The organism is Mycobacterium persicum, from assembly GCF_002086915.1.
Taxonomy (GTDB): Bacteria; Actinomycetota; Actinomycetes; order Mycobacteriales; family Mycobacteriaceae; genus Mycobacterium; species Mycobacterium persicum.
In genome coordinates, this window is record NZ_MWQA01000001.1 from 817,408 (window position 1) to 833,218 (window position 15,811).

Genomic DNA, 15,811 nt, shown 5'->3' on the forward strand with positions numbered 1-15,811 from the left:
GCCGGCGCTGCGGGAGGTGGCGAGTCGACCCCAGCCGGCCAATACCGCGCACGCCAGCGCGATCCCGATGAACCCGGGGACGAGGTTGCGGGCGGCCACCGCGATCGAGGTCATCAATATCCCCGATTGCACGGCCAATCCGGCCGGGTTCAACGACCGCTGCCCGCGAAGCAGCCGCACCGCCTGCCATCCCACCATCAGCACCGCTGTCAGCACCGGCACCATGGCCAGCCCCGCCCCGTGCCCCGGCTGCGCCCGCGCGAGACGCCCGACCATTCCCGCAGCCTGCAATAGCATGGCTAACTCAACACTGTGCAGCACGACCAACCCGCTCACCAGACGGTCCCGTCGCGGCGGGGCGGTTGCTGCCCCCGATGGTGGCGCCCATGTGGCACCGTCAGGCGGCGGGCCCGACCCGCGAGGCCCTGCGAAGGGGTGCACGTCGCTCAGACTGCTCCGCGCGGCTGAGAACCAACTGAGATTTTCGGCCGCGGCCGGCTATAGAGTGAGTCGCTGTCGGCACGGCAGAAACACGAGGCCTTCCATGAGTGACATCACAGCGCGGCTGGTGGACATCGTCGGGAGTGCTCATGTGCTCAGCGGCGACGCAATTCCCGACGACTATTCCCACGACGAGGAGTTGACGCAGCCGCCGCAGAGGCCCGCCTATGTCGTCAAACCGGCTACCGCAGAAGAGGTTTCGCAACTGCTGCTGACCGCCTCCGACCACCGGGTTCCGGTGACGGCACGCGGATCCGGGTGCGGCTTGTCGGGGGCGGCGCGGCCGCACGAGGACGGCCTGGTGATCTCGTTCGAACGAATGAATCGGGTGCTGGAGGTCGACATCGCTAACCAGGTCGCCGTCGTCCAGCCCGGGGTGACGCTGACCGAATTGGACGCCGCGACCGTCGATTCCGGGCTGGGGTACATGGTTCATCCAGGTGAGCTGTCGTCGAGTGTCGGCGGCAATGTCGGCACGAACGCCGGCGGTATGCGCGCGGTCAAGTACGGGATAGCTCGCCATAACGTGCTCGGGTTGCAGGCAGTGCTGCCGACCGGCGAGATCATCCGAACCGGCGGCAAGATCGCCAAGGTGTCCACCGGCTACGACCTGACGCAGCTCATCGTCGGCTCGGAAGGCACCCTGGCGTTGGCCACCGAGGTGATCGTCAAGCTGCATCCACGCCTGGACCACAGCGCCAGCGTGCTGGCCCCGTTCGCCGACTTCGATCAGGTCATGGCGGCGGTGCCCAGGATCGTCGCCAGCGGGCTGGCGCCCTACATCCTGGAATACATCGACAACCTGACAATGGCCGCGCTGGTGCACACCCAGAACCTCGAGTTGGGCATTCCGGATCAGGTACGCGACAGCTGTCAAGCGTACCTTCTCGTGGCAGTGGAGAATCGCAGCGCAGATCGGCTACTCGAGGATGTCGAGACGGCCGGCGAGATGCTGGCCGAAATGGGAGCCATCGACGCCTACGTACTGGAAGGAAGCTCGGCGCGCAAGCTGATCGAGGCGCGCGAGAAGGCTTTTTGGGCGGCAAAGTCCGCGGGCGCCGACGACATCATCGACACCGTGGTACCGCGCGCGTCGATGCCGACGTTCCTCAGTGCTGCACGCGCGCTGGCGGCGGCCGCGGGCGGCGCCGCGATCGGTTGCGGCCACGCCGGCGACGGCAACGTGCACCTGGCCATCATCTGCAAGGAGCCGGCGAAGAAGAAGCAGCTGATGACCGACATCTTCGCGCTCGCAATGGAATTGGGCGGCGCGATCTCCGGCGAGCACGGCCTGGGCCGCGCCAAGGCCCGGTACTTCCTGCAGCTTGAAGACCCGGCCAAGATCGCGCTGATGCGCCGAATCAAGCAGAGCTTCGACCCGGCGGGCATCCTCAACCCCGATATTCTCTTCCCCGCCGAAACGATGTGAGGCGGCCACACCGTGGTGCGCTCGCGGCCGCGCACAGACTCATCGACGATCACGTCGAGACGGTAGCCAGCGATGCGCTCAGGTAGGCCGCTGGCCGCGCTGGTCGCGGCGATTGTCGGCGTGATGCTGAGCGGTGCGCCACCGGCGGCCCACGCCGATCAACCCGCGTTCGTCGTGAACCCCATCAACCACGTCGACACGCTCATCGGCACCGGGACCGGCGGCGAAACGGTGGGCGAAATCAACAACTTCCCCGGGGCTAGGGTGCCGTTCGGCATGGTGCAGTACTCGCCGGACACCACCGATACCTATGCCGGCTACGACCACGACAACGCGCGCTCCACCGGATTCAGCATGACCCACGCCTCGGTGGGCTGCGCGGCGTTCGGCGATATTTCGATGCTGCCGACCACCACCCCGATCGGCCCGCGTCCCTGGACCGATTGGGAGGAGATCGCCCACGACGGCACCGAGGTGGGCGTGCCCGGCTACTACACGGTGCGCTTCCCCGCCACCGGGGTGACCGCGGAACTGACCGCCACCACGCGCACCGGCGTCGGCAGGTTCAGCTACCCGGCCAACGGTCAGCCTGCGCTGTTCCACGTGCGTTCCGGCGCGTCGCTCGGAGGCAACGACGCCGCGACCATCCAGATCGGCCAGGACCACACCACGATCACCGGATCGGCTACCACCGGTGGATTCTGCGGCAAGAACAACACCTACACGGTGTACTTCGCCATGGAGTTCAGCCGGCCGTTCACCTCGTATGGCACCTGGGACGGTGACGCGGTCTATCCCGGTGCCCGCAGCGCGGATTCGATCTACAGCGGCGGGTACGTGGAGTTCCCGGCGGGCTCGGTGCTCGAGGCGCGCACCGCGATTTCCTACGTCAGTGTCGATGGGGCGCGGGCCAACCTCGCGGCCGAGGGCGAACGCAGTTTCGACGAGGTCCGCGCCGCCGCATTAGCGCAGTGGAACGCCGCGCTGGCCCGCATCACGGTGGCCGGCACCGATAGCGGCGACCTGCAAACCTTCTATACCTCGCTATACCGAACGTTGTTGCACCCCAACACCTTCAACGACGCCGACGGACGTTATATCGGATTCGACGGCACCATCCACACCGTGGCCCAGGGGCACACCCAGTACGCCAACTTCTCGGATTGGGACACCTATGGGTGCTTGGCGGCCCTGCAGGCACTGCTGTTCCCGGCGCAGGCCAGCGATAGCGACCCGGGATCGCCACCTACCTGGAGCGCGGCTACGCACCCCAGACGGACGAGTCCGCGCCGACCACAACATCGTCGGCGCCTCGATCACGCTGGAGTGGTCGCTCGACGACTTCACCATCTCCCGGTTCGCCGACGCGCTCGGCGACACCGTGACCGCTGCCGAGTTCCAGAACCGGGCGCAGTACTGGCAGAACCTGTTCAATCCGGCCACCGGTTACCTCTCGCCCCGCGACGCCGACGGCGCGTTCCCCCTCGGGCCGGGCTTCGTGGAGCCTCTCTGGGGCTTCGGCCAGGACGGATACGACGAGGGCAACGCCGAGCAATACCTGTGGTTGGCGCCGCAGAATGTCGCTTGCCTGGTGACCGCTCTCGGCGGCCGCCAGGCCGCGGCCGACCGGCTCGACCGCTTCCTGACTGAACTCAATGCCGGCCCCAACAGGCCGTATATGTGGGCCGGCAACGAGCCGAACTTCGGGGTGCCCTGGCTGTACAACTACGTCGGTCAACCGTGGAAAACCCAGGAGACGGTCAACCGGGTGCGCAGCGAATTATTCGGCCCCAGACCCGACGGGGAGCCGGGTAACGACGACCTCGGCGCGCAGTCCAGCTGGTATGTCTGGGCCGCGCTCGGGCTGTTCCCCAGCACCCCGGGAACGCCCATCCTCACCGTGAACACACCGCTGTTCGAACGCGCTCAGCTGTCGATTCCGGGCGGCAAAACCATCCGGATCTTCGCCCCGGGGGCGTCCGGACGCAACGGCTTGAAGTACATCAACGGCCTCAGCATCGACAGCCGCGCCACCGATCAGGCATTTCTTCCGGAGTCCTTGATCCGTACCGGCAGCGACGTGACGTTCTCGCTCTCCGCCACCCCCAACACGGTCTGGGGCACCGCGGAGTCCGCCGCGCCACCATCGTTCGGCGGAGCGCCTCCGCCGTCGCAGCAGAGATCGTGAGGTTCGTGCGGTCGGTTCCCGAACCCAACAGCGCCGGACGGGGTCGCACGGCCGGGTTGCGCCCGCCCGAAGTCACAACGCGAGCGACACGTTTAGCCTTGGCCTGTCCCGACGACGACGGAGCCACCGATGAATGCCGATGACATCACGATCCAGCGCCGGCTGGCCGAGCTGCGAGTCCAGCCGTGGAACTGCTGACTCTCGACCAGATCAATGCGGCGGCGGAGCTGCTGAAGCCGGTGGTCCGGCCGACGCCGGTCGTCGCGTCGCGAATACTCTCCGACTGCACGGGCCAGCAGGTGTGGCTCAAATGCGAGAACCTGCAACGCACCGGGTCGTTCAAAGCCCGTGGGGCCTACAACCGGATCACCAATCTCAGCGTCGAGGACCGGGCTCGTGGTGTGGTGGCGGCCAGCGCCGGCAACCATGCGCAGGGCGTCGCCTGGGCCGCCACCGAACTCGGGATCGCGTCGACGGTGTTCATGCCGGTCACCGTCGCGCTGCCGAAGTTGGCGGCCACCAAGGCCTATGGCGCGCACGTTCACCTGGTCGGCGACACGGTTGACGACGCGCTGGTGGCGGCGCGCGAATATGCGCAGCAGCACGACGCGGTGTTGATCCACCCGTTCGATCACCCCGACGTCATCGCCGGCCAGGCCACGGTCGGGCTGGAGATCCTGCAGCAGATCCCCGATGTCGCCACCATCGTGGTGCCCACCGGCGGCGGCGGCCTGGTGGCCGGAATTGCCACGGCGGCACACTTTCTGGCGCCACAGGTCCGGGTCATCGGCGTGCAGGCGGCGAACGCGGCGGCCTGGCCGGCGTCGCTGGCCGCCGGGCATCCGGTGCGCTTGGAGTCGATGTCGACGATGGCCGACGGCATCGCCGTCGCCTCACCCGGGGCAATTCCTTTCGCCCATGTCCGGGCATTCGTCAACTCCATTCAGACGGTCAGCGAAGAGGCACTGTCGCGCGCGCTGTTGCTGTGTATAGAGCGGGTGAAACTCATCGTCGAACCGGCCGGCGCGGCAGCCGTGGCAGCGGTGATGACATCGGCACCCGAACCCGACGCGCACGGTCCAGTGTGCGCGGTTTTGTCCGGAGGCAACATCGACCCGCTGGTGTTGACCCACGTGGTCACCCACGGCCTGCGCGCAGCCGGCCGCTACCTCGCGATCAAGGTCACCATCCCGGACCGCCCCGGTGGGCTCAGCAGGCTACTCGCCGTGGTCAGCGCGACCGGCGCCAGCGTTCTTGACGTGGTGCATGTCCGTACCGCACGCAAACTGGCGCTGGATGAAGTCGAGGTGCGGCTTACCCTCGAAACCCGCGGTGCAGCACACCGCGAGGAGGTATTGGAGGCGCTGATCGGAGCCGGATTCGTCGTCTGCGTCGAGGACGCCTAGCGGGCGTGCTCCCGGGGCGCCCGCGATGAGGACAAACGACCCTACTCCCGGCGCAAGAAACGCGAAAGACTCCGTGATAACCGACGCAACCGGAGATTCGCCGGTGGGTATCCGGAAGCGAGAGGCGACTCCCGTGAGTCTCGTGGTCGAAGGAGCAGACAAGAAATGACCAATGGCGATCCAACGGTGGTTCGGCACCCAAGCGGGACATTGGTATCCACGCTGCCACAGGCCTTTCAGCAGACCGCAGCCCTCAAGCCGGACGCGGTGGCCATCCGCACGACCGGCGACGCCGTGGTCCTGACCTGGCGCCAGTACGCCGATCGGGTACGGAAGATCGCCGCCGGACTGGCCGCACTCGGCGTTCAACATGGGCACACGGTCGGTCTCATGCTGCGTAACCGCCCGGAGTTTCATTTGGCCGACACGGCCGCCATGCACCTGGGCGCGATCCCGTTCTCGATTTACAACACCTCGGCGCCGGACCAGATCCGGTACTTGTTCACCAATGCCGAGAACGCGGTCGTCTTCACCGAAAGAGACTTTCTGCCCGCTATCAGGGCGGCCGGCGCCAATCTCGCGCACCTGGTGGTCGTCGACGCCGACATCGACGGCTGCCACACCCTCGCAGATGTCGAATCATTAGGGAAAAAAGCTGATTTCGATTTCGATTCGGCATGGCGGTCGGTACTGCCCGACGATGTCGCAACATTGATCTACACCTCGGGGACCACCGGCCCGCCCAAGGGGGTCGAGCTTACCCACGCCAATGTGATGGCCGAGTTCGCGGCCATCGTCGACCTCCTCGACCTGCGCCCAGACGATCGGATCACCTCGTACCTGCCGCATGCGCACATCGCCGACCGGGTGACCGGGCACTACGCCAACATGGTCCTGGGGGTGCCGATGACCGACGTCGCCGACCCCAGGGCGATCGCGCAGGCCCTGCCGGATGCTCGTCCCACGGTGTGGCTCGGGGTGCCGCGGGTGTGGCACAAGATCAAGGTCGGGATCGAGACGAAGCTCGACACGGAGGCGACCGGGCTCAAGCGGCGGTTGGCGCTGTGGGCCATCGACACCGGCGTGCGCGCCGCCAGCCAGATGCTGGCCGGCAAACCCGTGTCCCCGTCACTTGCCCTGCGCCACAAGATCGCCGACCGTCTGGTGCTGGCCAAGGTGCGCGCCGCGCTCGGCCTGGACCACCTGCGTTGGGGAGTGACCGGGGCCGCCGCCATCCCGGTCGAAACGATCGAATTCTTCTGGGGCCTGGGCATTCCCGTCTACGAGGTGTGGGGCGAGTCGGAATGTGTGGGCGGCGCGACCTCCAACCGGCCCGACGCGAACAAGGTCGGCTCGGTCGGAAAGCCATTGCGCAACGTCGAAGTCTCGCTGGCCGACGACGACGAACTGCTCATCCGTGGGCCGATTGTGATGCGCGGCTACCGAAAGCAGCCCGAGAAGACCGCCGAAGCGATCGACGCCGACGGCTGGTTGCATACCGGCGACATCGGCACCATCGACGAACAGGGCTTCGTCACGATCGTCGATCGCAAGAAAGAGCTGATCGTCAACGAATCCGGAAAGAACCTCTCCCCCACCAACATCGAGATGGCCATCCAGGAGACGTCTCCGTTGATCGACCAGGTGGTGGCAATCGGTGATGCCCGGCCTTACGTGACAGCGCTGATTGTCCTCGAGAGCGAGGCTGCCGCCGCCCAGGCAGCCGCGCTCGGCATGGCCGACCACTCGGCCGCCGCCTTCGCGCAACGCCCCGAGGCCGGCCAGATGCTTGCCGCCGCCGTCCGTGAGGGGAACGCCAAACTTTCCCGCGTCGAGCAGATCAAGCGGTTCGTCATCGTCGGCACCCCGTGGGAACCGGGCGGGGACGAACTGACCCCGACCATGAAGCTCAAGCGCAGGCCGATCGCCGAGAAATATTCCGCCGAGATCGACAAGCTGTATGCGAAGACGCCGGGACCGGACATCGTCAACTTGGCTGACGTCAACTTGGCTGACTAGGGCGTGCCGAGCCTCTCGGCGTGGCCCCGGGGCCAAGATGCGCGTTATGCCCTGGTCCCGCGACACCATCGCCGATCCATATCACCACGCAATTCGGTGGGCATCCCGACGCCGCGGAGGTCGACGCGTACGTGCGGCAGGTAATGCAAACGGGACTCGACGAGTTGGCCGCCACGCGCCGTTTTCCGATCATCGGCTGACGCCGGTCAACAAGAACGCGACGATGCGCTGCTCACAGATTCGCGGCCCCCGTCGAACTTGAGATCGGGTGTTAAGAAATCATGTTTGCGGGATCGGCGAACATATTTGTGAAACAAGCCGACAACGATTTCGCGATCCGACGAAATATCTCGCGGGCCGAAAACTCGGACCCTGCGAACTGCCACCAAATCCGCCCCACTCGTTGCCTTCCAGCGGAACAAAATCGCTTGCCATCGCGTTATGAAGAAATCAAGTTCGACTCATTCAAAGTTAGGACGACCTATGATACGGACACTTCTGGTCGGCGCGGCTATCGCGGCAGCCGGGATCGGTGCAGCTCCGCTGGCTAATGCAGGGTCTGACTCGTCACAGTGCGTGGCCAGCCAGGGTATGGTCAATATCCCGCGGAGCGACCCGCACTACCGTGCCGATCTCGACCTCAACCACAACGGCATCGCGTGTGAATTTGTAGCCGACTGGCCTTCGACGTCATAAGCCGGCGGGCCACCGACGCCTGCGGTCGTCACGGTACGGCCGCAGGCGAACATATTGAAGAGCTGAGTTACGCCGCACTTAGGTGCGCACTTCGGACCGCCTTCGTGAAGAAGCCGGTGTTGATTCCGAAGTTACCCAGCGCAACCCCTAATCTGGATCGGATACGCAGGTAGTCCGCAGGCACTTGCAGGACCCGCAGAATCTCGTCGTGAGATCGCACCTGGTTTGCGGCCGAATTCTTACGCCCTCATTCGTTATGGTCGCGGCCCATGCCGTTATGATCCCCGGCAACGACGAAGCCTCAACCGTTGTGACACTCAGGTCATCGGCTGAGCGCTCGAAATAGACTAAACCCGCTTCTTTGACCTCGAGACTTCGAGGCAATACGGTGAGACCGATGACGTCGTGAAGATCGTATGACTCAAGTAGCTGACCCACCGCACTAAGAAAACCGGGGTTCTGGCTGAGTTTTTCGGCGGATGAAACGGCTACGGGGTCGGTGCAATATTCCAATGGATGGAATTGCGCCGTTTCCGGTTGCCACTTCCACCGAACCGCAACGGCCTCAGGGGTTACGGCTTCGGGCCGTGCCACGAGCGCGGGACGACCGTCATCCAGCACCGCTGGCCTCTCGACAATTGCTGTGTCACCGCTGACCGCGAAATGACTGTGCAGCAGTAGCGGGCCGGCTATCTCATCGAGCCCAACTTTGTAGAGCTCGGCCTCAACCAATATCTCCGCGAAATCGTCCAGGAAGTTGTCAAACTCTGTTCGTGATTGCCGTTCTTTGTCGGCGTCTTCGACGTTCGGAAGCGCATTGTAAATTTCAGCATGTCCGGGCATAAGCATGCTAGTCATATTCGGTGCACTCCTTTTCACTTGGTTATATTGTTGTGAGCCACACTTTGACTGCGCCGGTACACTGCTTCGGCGCAGCAAATGGATCCTCAATCCGGAGGCGAAGTGGCCGCGTCGGCACGCCCAGTGGCGAGTGCTCGTCGCCCACTCGTCATCGCCTCATCTGTATTGGCGACCACCCCCCCGAATCGTCTTCTGAGGCGCAACGTCGAAGGTTTCATTCGAGGGTCCTCGTAGCGCGGTGCATTGTCAATGGGCCATCCGGCCGCACCCAAAGCGCGACTTCGCGTTCCGCGAAGCGATCGCCGCAATGGCCAGAAAACGTGAACACCCGGATGAGCGAACTCGGTCGCCGGCTCCGTTCGACGCAAGGACTTCGGACTCTACTGGTGATCGAGCGCGCGGTGGTCGAATCAAGCAGATGACGCCCGAAGATCCGTGAGGCCAGGATGAACCCCAGCTATCTGATGGCGCTTGATGCCGGCGGCAGCGGCGGCCATTGCCTGCTCGTTGACGTCGCAGGCGGCGCGTTTACCCGCATCTTTCGGCCATGGAGCCACTCGGCGGCGCCCGAAACCGGCGGGCTGGGAACCGATCTCGACTTAGACCTGATTTGGGCAACCCTCGCCGAAGCCGCCCGCGCGGCGCTGGCCAAGGCGGGCGCAACACCGGATCAGGTGTTGGGCGTGGCGGCGACGAGCATGCGACACACCACGGTGGTGCTCGACGAAGACGACAACGCCTTGTTGGCCACGCCCAACCGCGACGCCCGCGCTGCCGGCGAGGCCTTTCAGCTCGCAAGCGAGCACGGCAGCGCGCTATATGCCCGCACCGGACAATGGCCGAGCCCGCTGGCCACCGTGGCCCGACTGCGCTGGTTGGCAACGACGGACCCGGACGCGTGGGCCCGTGCCACGATGGTGCTCACGCTCAGCGATTGGATCGCCTACCGGCTGTGCGGCGAATCCGGCAGCGAGCCGTCGCAAGCCAGCCCCACCCTGTTATTCGATGTGGCGCAACGTGCTTGGGCGCCCGACCTCGCCGACGAATTGAGCATTCCGCGTCGCCTGCTGCCGCCGTTGCGTCCCGCTGGTACCCGGCTGGGCACGGTCACGCCCACGGCGGCGGAGTTGTTCGGGCTGCGCGCGGGGACTCCCGTCGCGGTCGCCGGCGCCGATACCCAGTGCGCCATGCTGGGCGTCGGCGCGGTAGCGCCGGGACAGGTAGGGGCGATTGGCGGCACCACGGTGCCCGTCCAACTGGTCCTCGACCGGCCGGTTGTCGACCCCGGCGAGCGGCTGTGGACCGGTTGCCACGTGCTGGCGGACCGCTGGGTGTTGGAGAGCAACGCCGGAGCGATGGGTGAAGCGCTGGACTGGTTCGCGCGCATCCTGCACCCGGACGCCGAGCATCCGGTTGCCCACTTCCTGGCCGAAGCGGGATTGTCGGAGCCGGGTGCGGCCGGCATCCTGTCCACCCTGGGCACCGGCGTGATGAACGCACGCGAGTTGCGGCTACCCACCGGCACTGTCACGCTGTCGCACCTGAGCACGGCCCACGATCCGCAACGGCGGCGCCATCTGGAGCGTGCCGTGGTCGACGGCATGGCGTATGCGGTGCGCGCCAACCTCGAGCAGTTAAGTGACGTCGCCGCAACACAAGCCAGCGCTGCCGCGTTCAGCCTCGCCGGCGGCATGTCGCGCAGTGCGGTGTTCGCGCAGCTGCTCAGCGACGTCCTCGGCATGCCCGTCGAAGTCGGCGCCACACCGGAATCCACCGCGCTCGGCGCGGCGCTGTGCGCCGGCGTCGCCGTCGGCGTCTTCGCCGATCTGGCCGAAGGCGCCCAGCGATTCCGCGGCCTGGCCCGCACGGTGCTGCCGGACGGCGAGCGGACCCACGCCTACGGCGCGCTCTACGGCGGCTGGCAACAGCTGCGTGCCGCGGGAGCTGACGCCGAAACGCTTGCGTCGCAACTGATCCTGCCGTCGGCGCTCAAGGCGATGAGCGCTACGGCGGCGCGGTCGCGACCGGCGCTGCGTCCGCGCATCCTGGTCACCGCGGACATGGACGACGACGGACTGGCGGCGCTGCGCGCGCTCGGCGACGCCGAATACGCGAGCTTTCGCACCGCGATGCGGCTGCTGACCGGTCCCAGCCTGGTCAAGGCGCTGGCCGGGGCGCAGGTGTTCATCACCGAAGTGGACGTGGTGGACGCCGACGCGATCCGGCAGCTGCCCGACCTGAAGGTCGTCGCCGCATGCCGGGGTAACGCGGTCAACGTCGACCTTCCGGCGTGCACCGCGTTCGGCATTCCGGTCCTCCACGCCCCCGGACGCAACGCCGACGCCGTCGCCGACCTCACCGTCGCATTCCTGCTGATGCTGGCCCGCCGGCTGCCCACGGCATCGACGTTCCTGCGTCAGCCGGGGATCGCCGCCGGCGACATGGGCCGGATGGGTCAGGCGTTCACCAGCCTGCAGGGCCGCGAACTGTGGCACAAGACAATCGGTCTCGTCGGTTTCGGCGCGGTGGGCCGTGCGGTCACCCAGCGCCTGCACGCCTTCGGCGCCGGCGTCCTGGTGTTCGACCCGTATGTCGATGCCGAGCAGATCGTGCTGGCCGATGCCGAGCCGGCGACGTTGGATGAGCTGCTGGAGAACTGCGAGTTCGTCAGCCTGCACGCCGCGGTGAGCGAACAGTCACGCGGGATGATCGGCGCCGCCGCGCTAGCCCGCATGCGGCCGGGCGCTTGCCTGGTCAACACGGCGCGCGCGGCGCTCGTCGACGAGGCCGCCCTGGTCGACGCGCTGCGCAGCGGACACCTCGGTGGCGCCGCGCTCGACGTCTTCAGCGTCGAGCCCCCGGGCTCGGATCACCCGCTGCTGGCCCTCGACAATGTGATCGCGACGCCGCACGTAGGCGGCAACACCATCGACGTGGCGGCGCACCAAGGGCGCATCATCGCCGCGGACCTGCGCCGACTGCTGGTCGGCGAGGCGCCGCTGCATGTCCTCAACCCCGAAACCCTGCGCAGCTTCGACTGGAGCGCACCCCGCCCGACACCGGAAACTGGAGTCCTCGAACAGTTAGCCCGCCAACCCGGGCCCGCGGTCTCGGACCTGCAGCTCGACCACGGCGCGGCCACCACGTCACAGCCCGAACCAGCTTCTCCCGCAACGATATTGGCCCCGAGCATCGAAGTGCCGCCCGAGACGCGCGACGGCATGCGGCGTATCCTGAAGGGCTTCGTCGAACGCATCACCCACGATGAGGCGCTAGGCGCTTTTGCCGCAGGCAAATCCGTCACACTGCGTTTCACGCTCACCGACGTCGATCTGGCGTTCTTCCTGCAACTACAGGGCGGGGCGATCACCGCCGACCTCGGAGACCCCGCGGCGCCAGCCGACGTCGAATTACGCATGCGCGCCGAGATTCTCGACGGAATGTTCACCGGCCGCGTCAATCCCATGCAGGCGGCCATGGGCGGGCGGCTCTCGTTCAGCGGTGACACGACCAAGGCGATGACATTGCAGAACATGCAGGACGATCTGGCCCGGCTCTACCGGGAGGCCCGCGAGGAAGCCGGTGATCCGGGCGATCTGGCCGCCATCCCCGACGCCACCGCAGCCGGGCCGGCCGCCGCGGCAACCACCACCGCGCCGGCGCCAATCGGATCCGCGGGAGATCTTCGCGACACCCTGCTGCAGACCGTGCACGAGCTCTACACCGCCGAGCTCATCACCGCCACTGGCGGCAACGTGAGCGTGCGCATCCCCGGAACCGACCAGCTGTGGATCACGCCGAGTCAAATGTTCAAGGGGGATCTGCGGCCCGAAATCCTGGTGCGCCTGGACCTCGACGGGCACGTACTGGATCCCGGCGCGCCCTCGCCGTCGAGCGAACGAATGATGCACTGCCTGGTGTACCGTGCCCGTCCCGACGCCCAGGCGGTGGTGCATGCCCACGCACCGCACGCCACCATGCTCGTCAATACCGGGTTGCCGTTTCTGCCGGTGTCGACCGAGGCGGCGTTCTTCGGTGATATTCCGCGGGTGCCGTTCATCATGCCGGGGACCGACGAGCTGGCCCATGCAGTGGCCGAGGCCATCCGGGATGGCTGGGCGGTGCTCATGCAGAACCACGGGATACTGGTCGCCGGCCGCAGTTTGCGCCGCGCCGCCGACATGGTCGAGATCATCGACCGCTCGGCCGAGATCATCCTGGGTTGCTACGCCGTCGGCAAAGAGCCGACCACGCTGCCCGGCGATGTGGTCGAAATGCTGCAGAAGATGGGCGATTTGATGGCGTGAAGTCCGGGCCGGGGTGGCTCGTCGTCGCCCGGGCACCAACGTCAGCCCGAACCGCATCCGGTTCGAGACTCGATGTCAGGACCTTTGACCCCTTTCGACCGCGTGGCAAACGGCGCACGCTACAGGCAGCGATGCGGACAGCCGCCCGGGGCGGCGCACATCGTCGTCACAGCAAGATAGGACGGCCCCATGCCCACACAAACAGCACTCGATACAACGGCACTCGACACGGCGCTTGACGTTCTTCATGCTAATGCGGCCAGCTGGGTCGCCCTGTCCCTCGAAGCCAGGGTGGCGCTGCTGGAGGCGTTGCCGAAGAAGATCCTCAATTTCGCCCCGGAGATGGTGGCCGCGGCCGACAGGGCGAAGGGTATTGCGTCGACCTCCAATTGGGTCGCTGAAGACTGGCTGACCGGTGTGTGGGCCTTTATTCAGGGCGTCAACTCGCACACCCTGGTGCTGAAGCGATTACTCGCCGGACAAGCGCCTATCAAGGCCGACGCGGTGCACACCCGGCCGGATGGCCAGGTCGTCGTCGACGTCTTCCCGGTCAACGTCTACGACCGGTTGCTGCTCAACGGCTATAAGGCGCAGGTCTGGATCGAGCCGGGCGTCAGCGCTGAGCAAACGCGCCAGGACGCCGGCCGCATGTACCGCGGTGCCGGCTACGAGCGCCCGGGCGTCGCATTGGTCCTCGGCGCCGGCAACGTGGGAACCATTACGACGCTCGACATCCTCGACCAGTTGCTCGCACAGGGGAATGTCTGTGTCGTAAAGATGAACCCGGTCAACGACTACCTCGGCCCGTTCTACGAGAAGATCTTCAATGACTTCGTCTCGCGCGGCTGGCTGCGCTTCGTCTACGGCGGCGCCGACGTCGGCGGCTACCTGGCCCATCATCCGAAGGTCGACTCGATCCACATGACCGGTTCGGCGGCGACCTATGACGCGATCGTGTGGGGCAGCGATGCCGAGGCCGCGACTCGTAAGGCCCACAACACGCCGTTGCTCGACAAGCCGATCTCGGCGGAACTGGGCGGGCTCAGCCCGGTGATCGTCGTCCCGGGCGAGTGGAGCAACGCCGACGTGAGGTTTCAGGCCGAACACATCGCAACGAGCAAGCTCAACAACGCCGGCCACAACTGTATCGCGAGTCAGGTCATGCTCGTGTCGGAAGATTGGGAGTTGACCGATCAGCTCATCGCCGAAATCCGCGCCGTCATGCGCGAAGTCGAGCCCCGCCGCACGTACTACCCGCGCTCGCAGGAGAAGACCGAACAGGCGTGCGCGGGGATGCGCTACACGGAGTTCCTCAGCGGCGACCAGAGCCGCGTGCTCATCTCCGATGTCGACCCGCACAGCGGCGCGAGCATCCTGCGCGACGAGGTGTTTGCGGGCGCCCTCGGAATCGTGCGGCTTCCCGGCAAGACGGCGCGCGAATTCATGCGCAATGCGGTGGATTTCGCCAACGACGTGCTGCCGGGCACTCTAGGTTCGACGATCATCATCGACCCCAAGACACGCAAGGCGAACGCGGCGGCCTTCGATGACGCTATTTCCGGGCTGCGCTACGGCGACATCGGCGTCAACGTGTGGTCGGCGATGAACTTCTTGCTGGGCTACACGCCCTGGGGTGCATTCCCCGGGCACACCCCGCAGGATATCGGCAGCGGCACCGGGGTAGTGCACAACGCTTTCCTGTTGCAGCACGTGCAGAAGGCCATCGCCGAGATCCCGTTCCGGCCGTCACCGCGCGCCATCCTCGGAGGCGAGTTGACGATATCGCCCAAGCCGGTCTTCTTCGTCACGAACAAGACCGCGGAGACGACCATCCGTCGATTGGTCAAGTTCCTGGTGGATGGCAAGCCCACTGCGCTGCCTGGGATCTTTGCGTCGGCGCTGCGTGGGTGACATTGGTGCGCCCATGACCATCGTGGCGCGGCCAAACCCGGGGGACGCTGCGGTGGTCTGGGAGCGTGTGGTCCGATGCCGCGCTGCGTGGACGGGGACCGCACCTGCCGCCGCTGATCAACGTGTTCACTCAAGCCAAATAGCTGCGACACCGCTGATTTCGTCGCCACCACTGGCTTGAGTAGCGGCAGTCACTCTGTCTTCATGAGCCTCTGGCCGAGCCGATATAATTTGCTCACCGCACTCGGAGATTCATGGTGATCACGAATGCTGCTGGGCAACGATGTCCGCTTGCGCAGCCTTGACTGCCTGGCTCTGTTTTCGGCGCGCCGATACCTGTCGGGTCCGCTCAAACCTCTTGTGGCGGCAAGCGTTCGGGAGATGTCTCAACCCAATCGGCTGCGATGCCGCCGTGTCGAGTGTGCAACGACGGCTTTGACGGTGTACGGAGGGCGGAATCCCCTGCGATCGGCCGCCCTGACGGCACAGCCGG

General features: G+C 66.1%; 8 protein-coding genes and 1 pseudogene. 7 read left to right on the top strand and 2 right to left on the bottom strand.

The features are described from left to right. Window positions 1–276: hypothetical protein (locus B4U45_RS03655; RefSeq protein WP_219859321.1), on the bottom strand; the 276-nt coding region annotated here is incomplete at its 3' end. Between the two features lie 268 nt (window positions 277–544). Here B4U45_RS03655 and B4U45_RS03660 point away from each other — a divergent pair. The 5 genes and pseudogenes from B4U45_RS03660 to B4U45_RS30270 all read left to right on the top strand — a co-directional run bounded on the left by B4U45_RS03660 (window position 545) and on the right by B4U45_RS30270 (window position 8,239). Continuing rightward, a complete protein-coding gene (locus B4U45_RS03660) occupies window positions 545–1,930 on the top strand; it encodes an FAD-binding oxidoreductase (protein WP_075548023.1) in 1,386 nt (461 codons plus the stop codon). 72 nt (window positions 1,931–2,002) lie between these two features. Continuing rightward, window positions 2,003–4,085, top strand: a pseudogene (locus tag B4U45_RS03665) (GH92 family glycosyl hydrolase); the annotation flags it as partial. 218 nt (window positions 4,086–4,303) lie between these two features. Next, window positions 4,304–5,524, top strand: coding sequence for a threonine ammonia-lyase (ilvA, locus tag B4U45_RS03670; RefSeq protein ID WP_089025261.1), 1,221 nt, complete (start codon window positions 4,304–4,306; stop codon window positions 5,522–5,524). A 165-nt stretch (window positions 5,525–5,689) separates the two neighbouring features. After that, the gene (locus B4U45_RS03675; protein ID WP_122526481.1) at window positions 5,690–7,543 is read left to right on the top strand and encodes an AMP-dependent synthetase/ligase; all 1,854 of its coding nucleotides are present in this window, start codon (window positions 5,690–5,692) and stop codon (window positions 7,541–7,543) included. A 591-nt stretch (window positions 7,544–8,134) separates the two neighbouring features. Continuing rightward, window positions 8,135–8,239, top strand: a complete 105-nt coding sequence (locus B4U45_RS30270) for an excalibur calcium-binding domain-containing protein (RefSeq protein WP_225722907.1) — start codon at window positions 8,135–8,137, stop codon at window positions 8,237–8,239. 147 nt (window positions 8,240–8,386) lie between these two features. Here the strand turns inward: B4U45_RS30270 and B4U45_RS03685 are convergent, their stop codons facing one another. Beyond that, entirely contained in the window at window positions 8,387–9,097 is a 711-nt protein-coding gene (locus B4U45_RS03685) for a hypothetical protein (protein WP_075548021.1), read from the bottom strand. Between the two features lie 449 nt (window positions 9,098–9,546). Between B4U45_RS03685 and B4U45_RS03690 the strand changes: the two genes are divergently transcribed. After that, window positions 9,547–13,407, top strand: coding sequence for an NAD(P)-dependent oxidoreductase (locus tag B4U45_RS03690; RefSeq protein ID WP_075548020.1), 3,861 nt, complete (start codon window positions 9,547–9,549; stop codon window positions 13,405–13,407). 189 nt (window positions 13,408–13,596) lie between these two features. Continuing rightward, window positions 13,597–15,318 carry an aldehyde dehydrogenase family protein gene (locus tag B4U45_RS03695; protein ID WP_075548019.1) on the top strand — a complete coding sequence of 574 codons (1,722 nt, stop codon included), beginning with the start codon at window positions 13,597–13,599 and terminating at the stop codon, window positions 15,316–15,318. The last annotated feature ends 493 nt before the right edge of the window (window positions 15,319–15,811 follow it).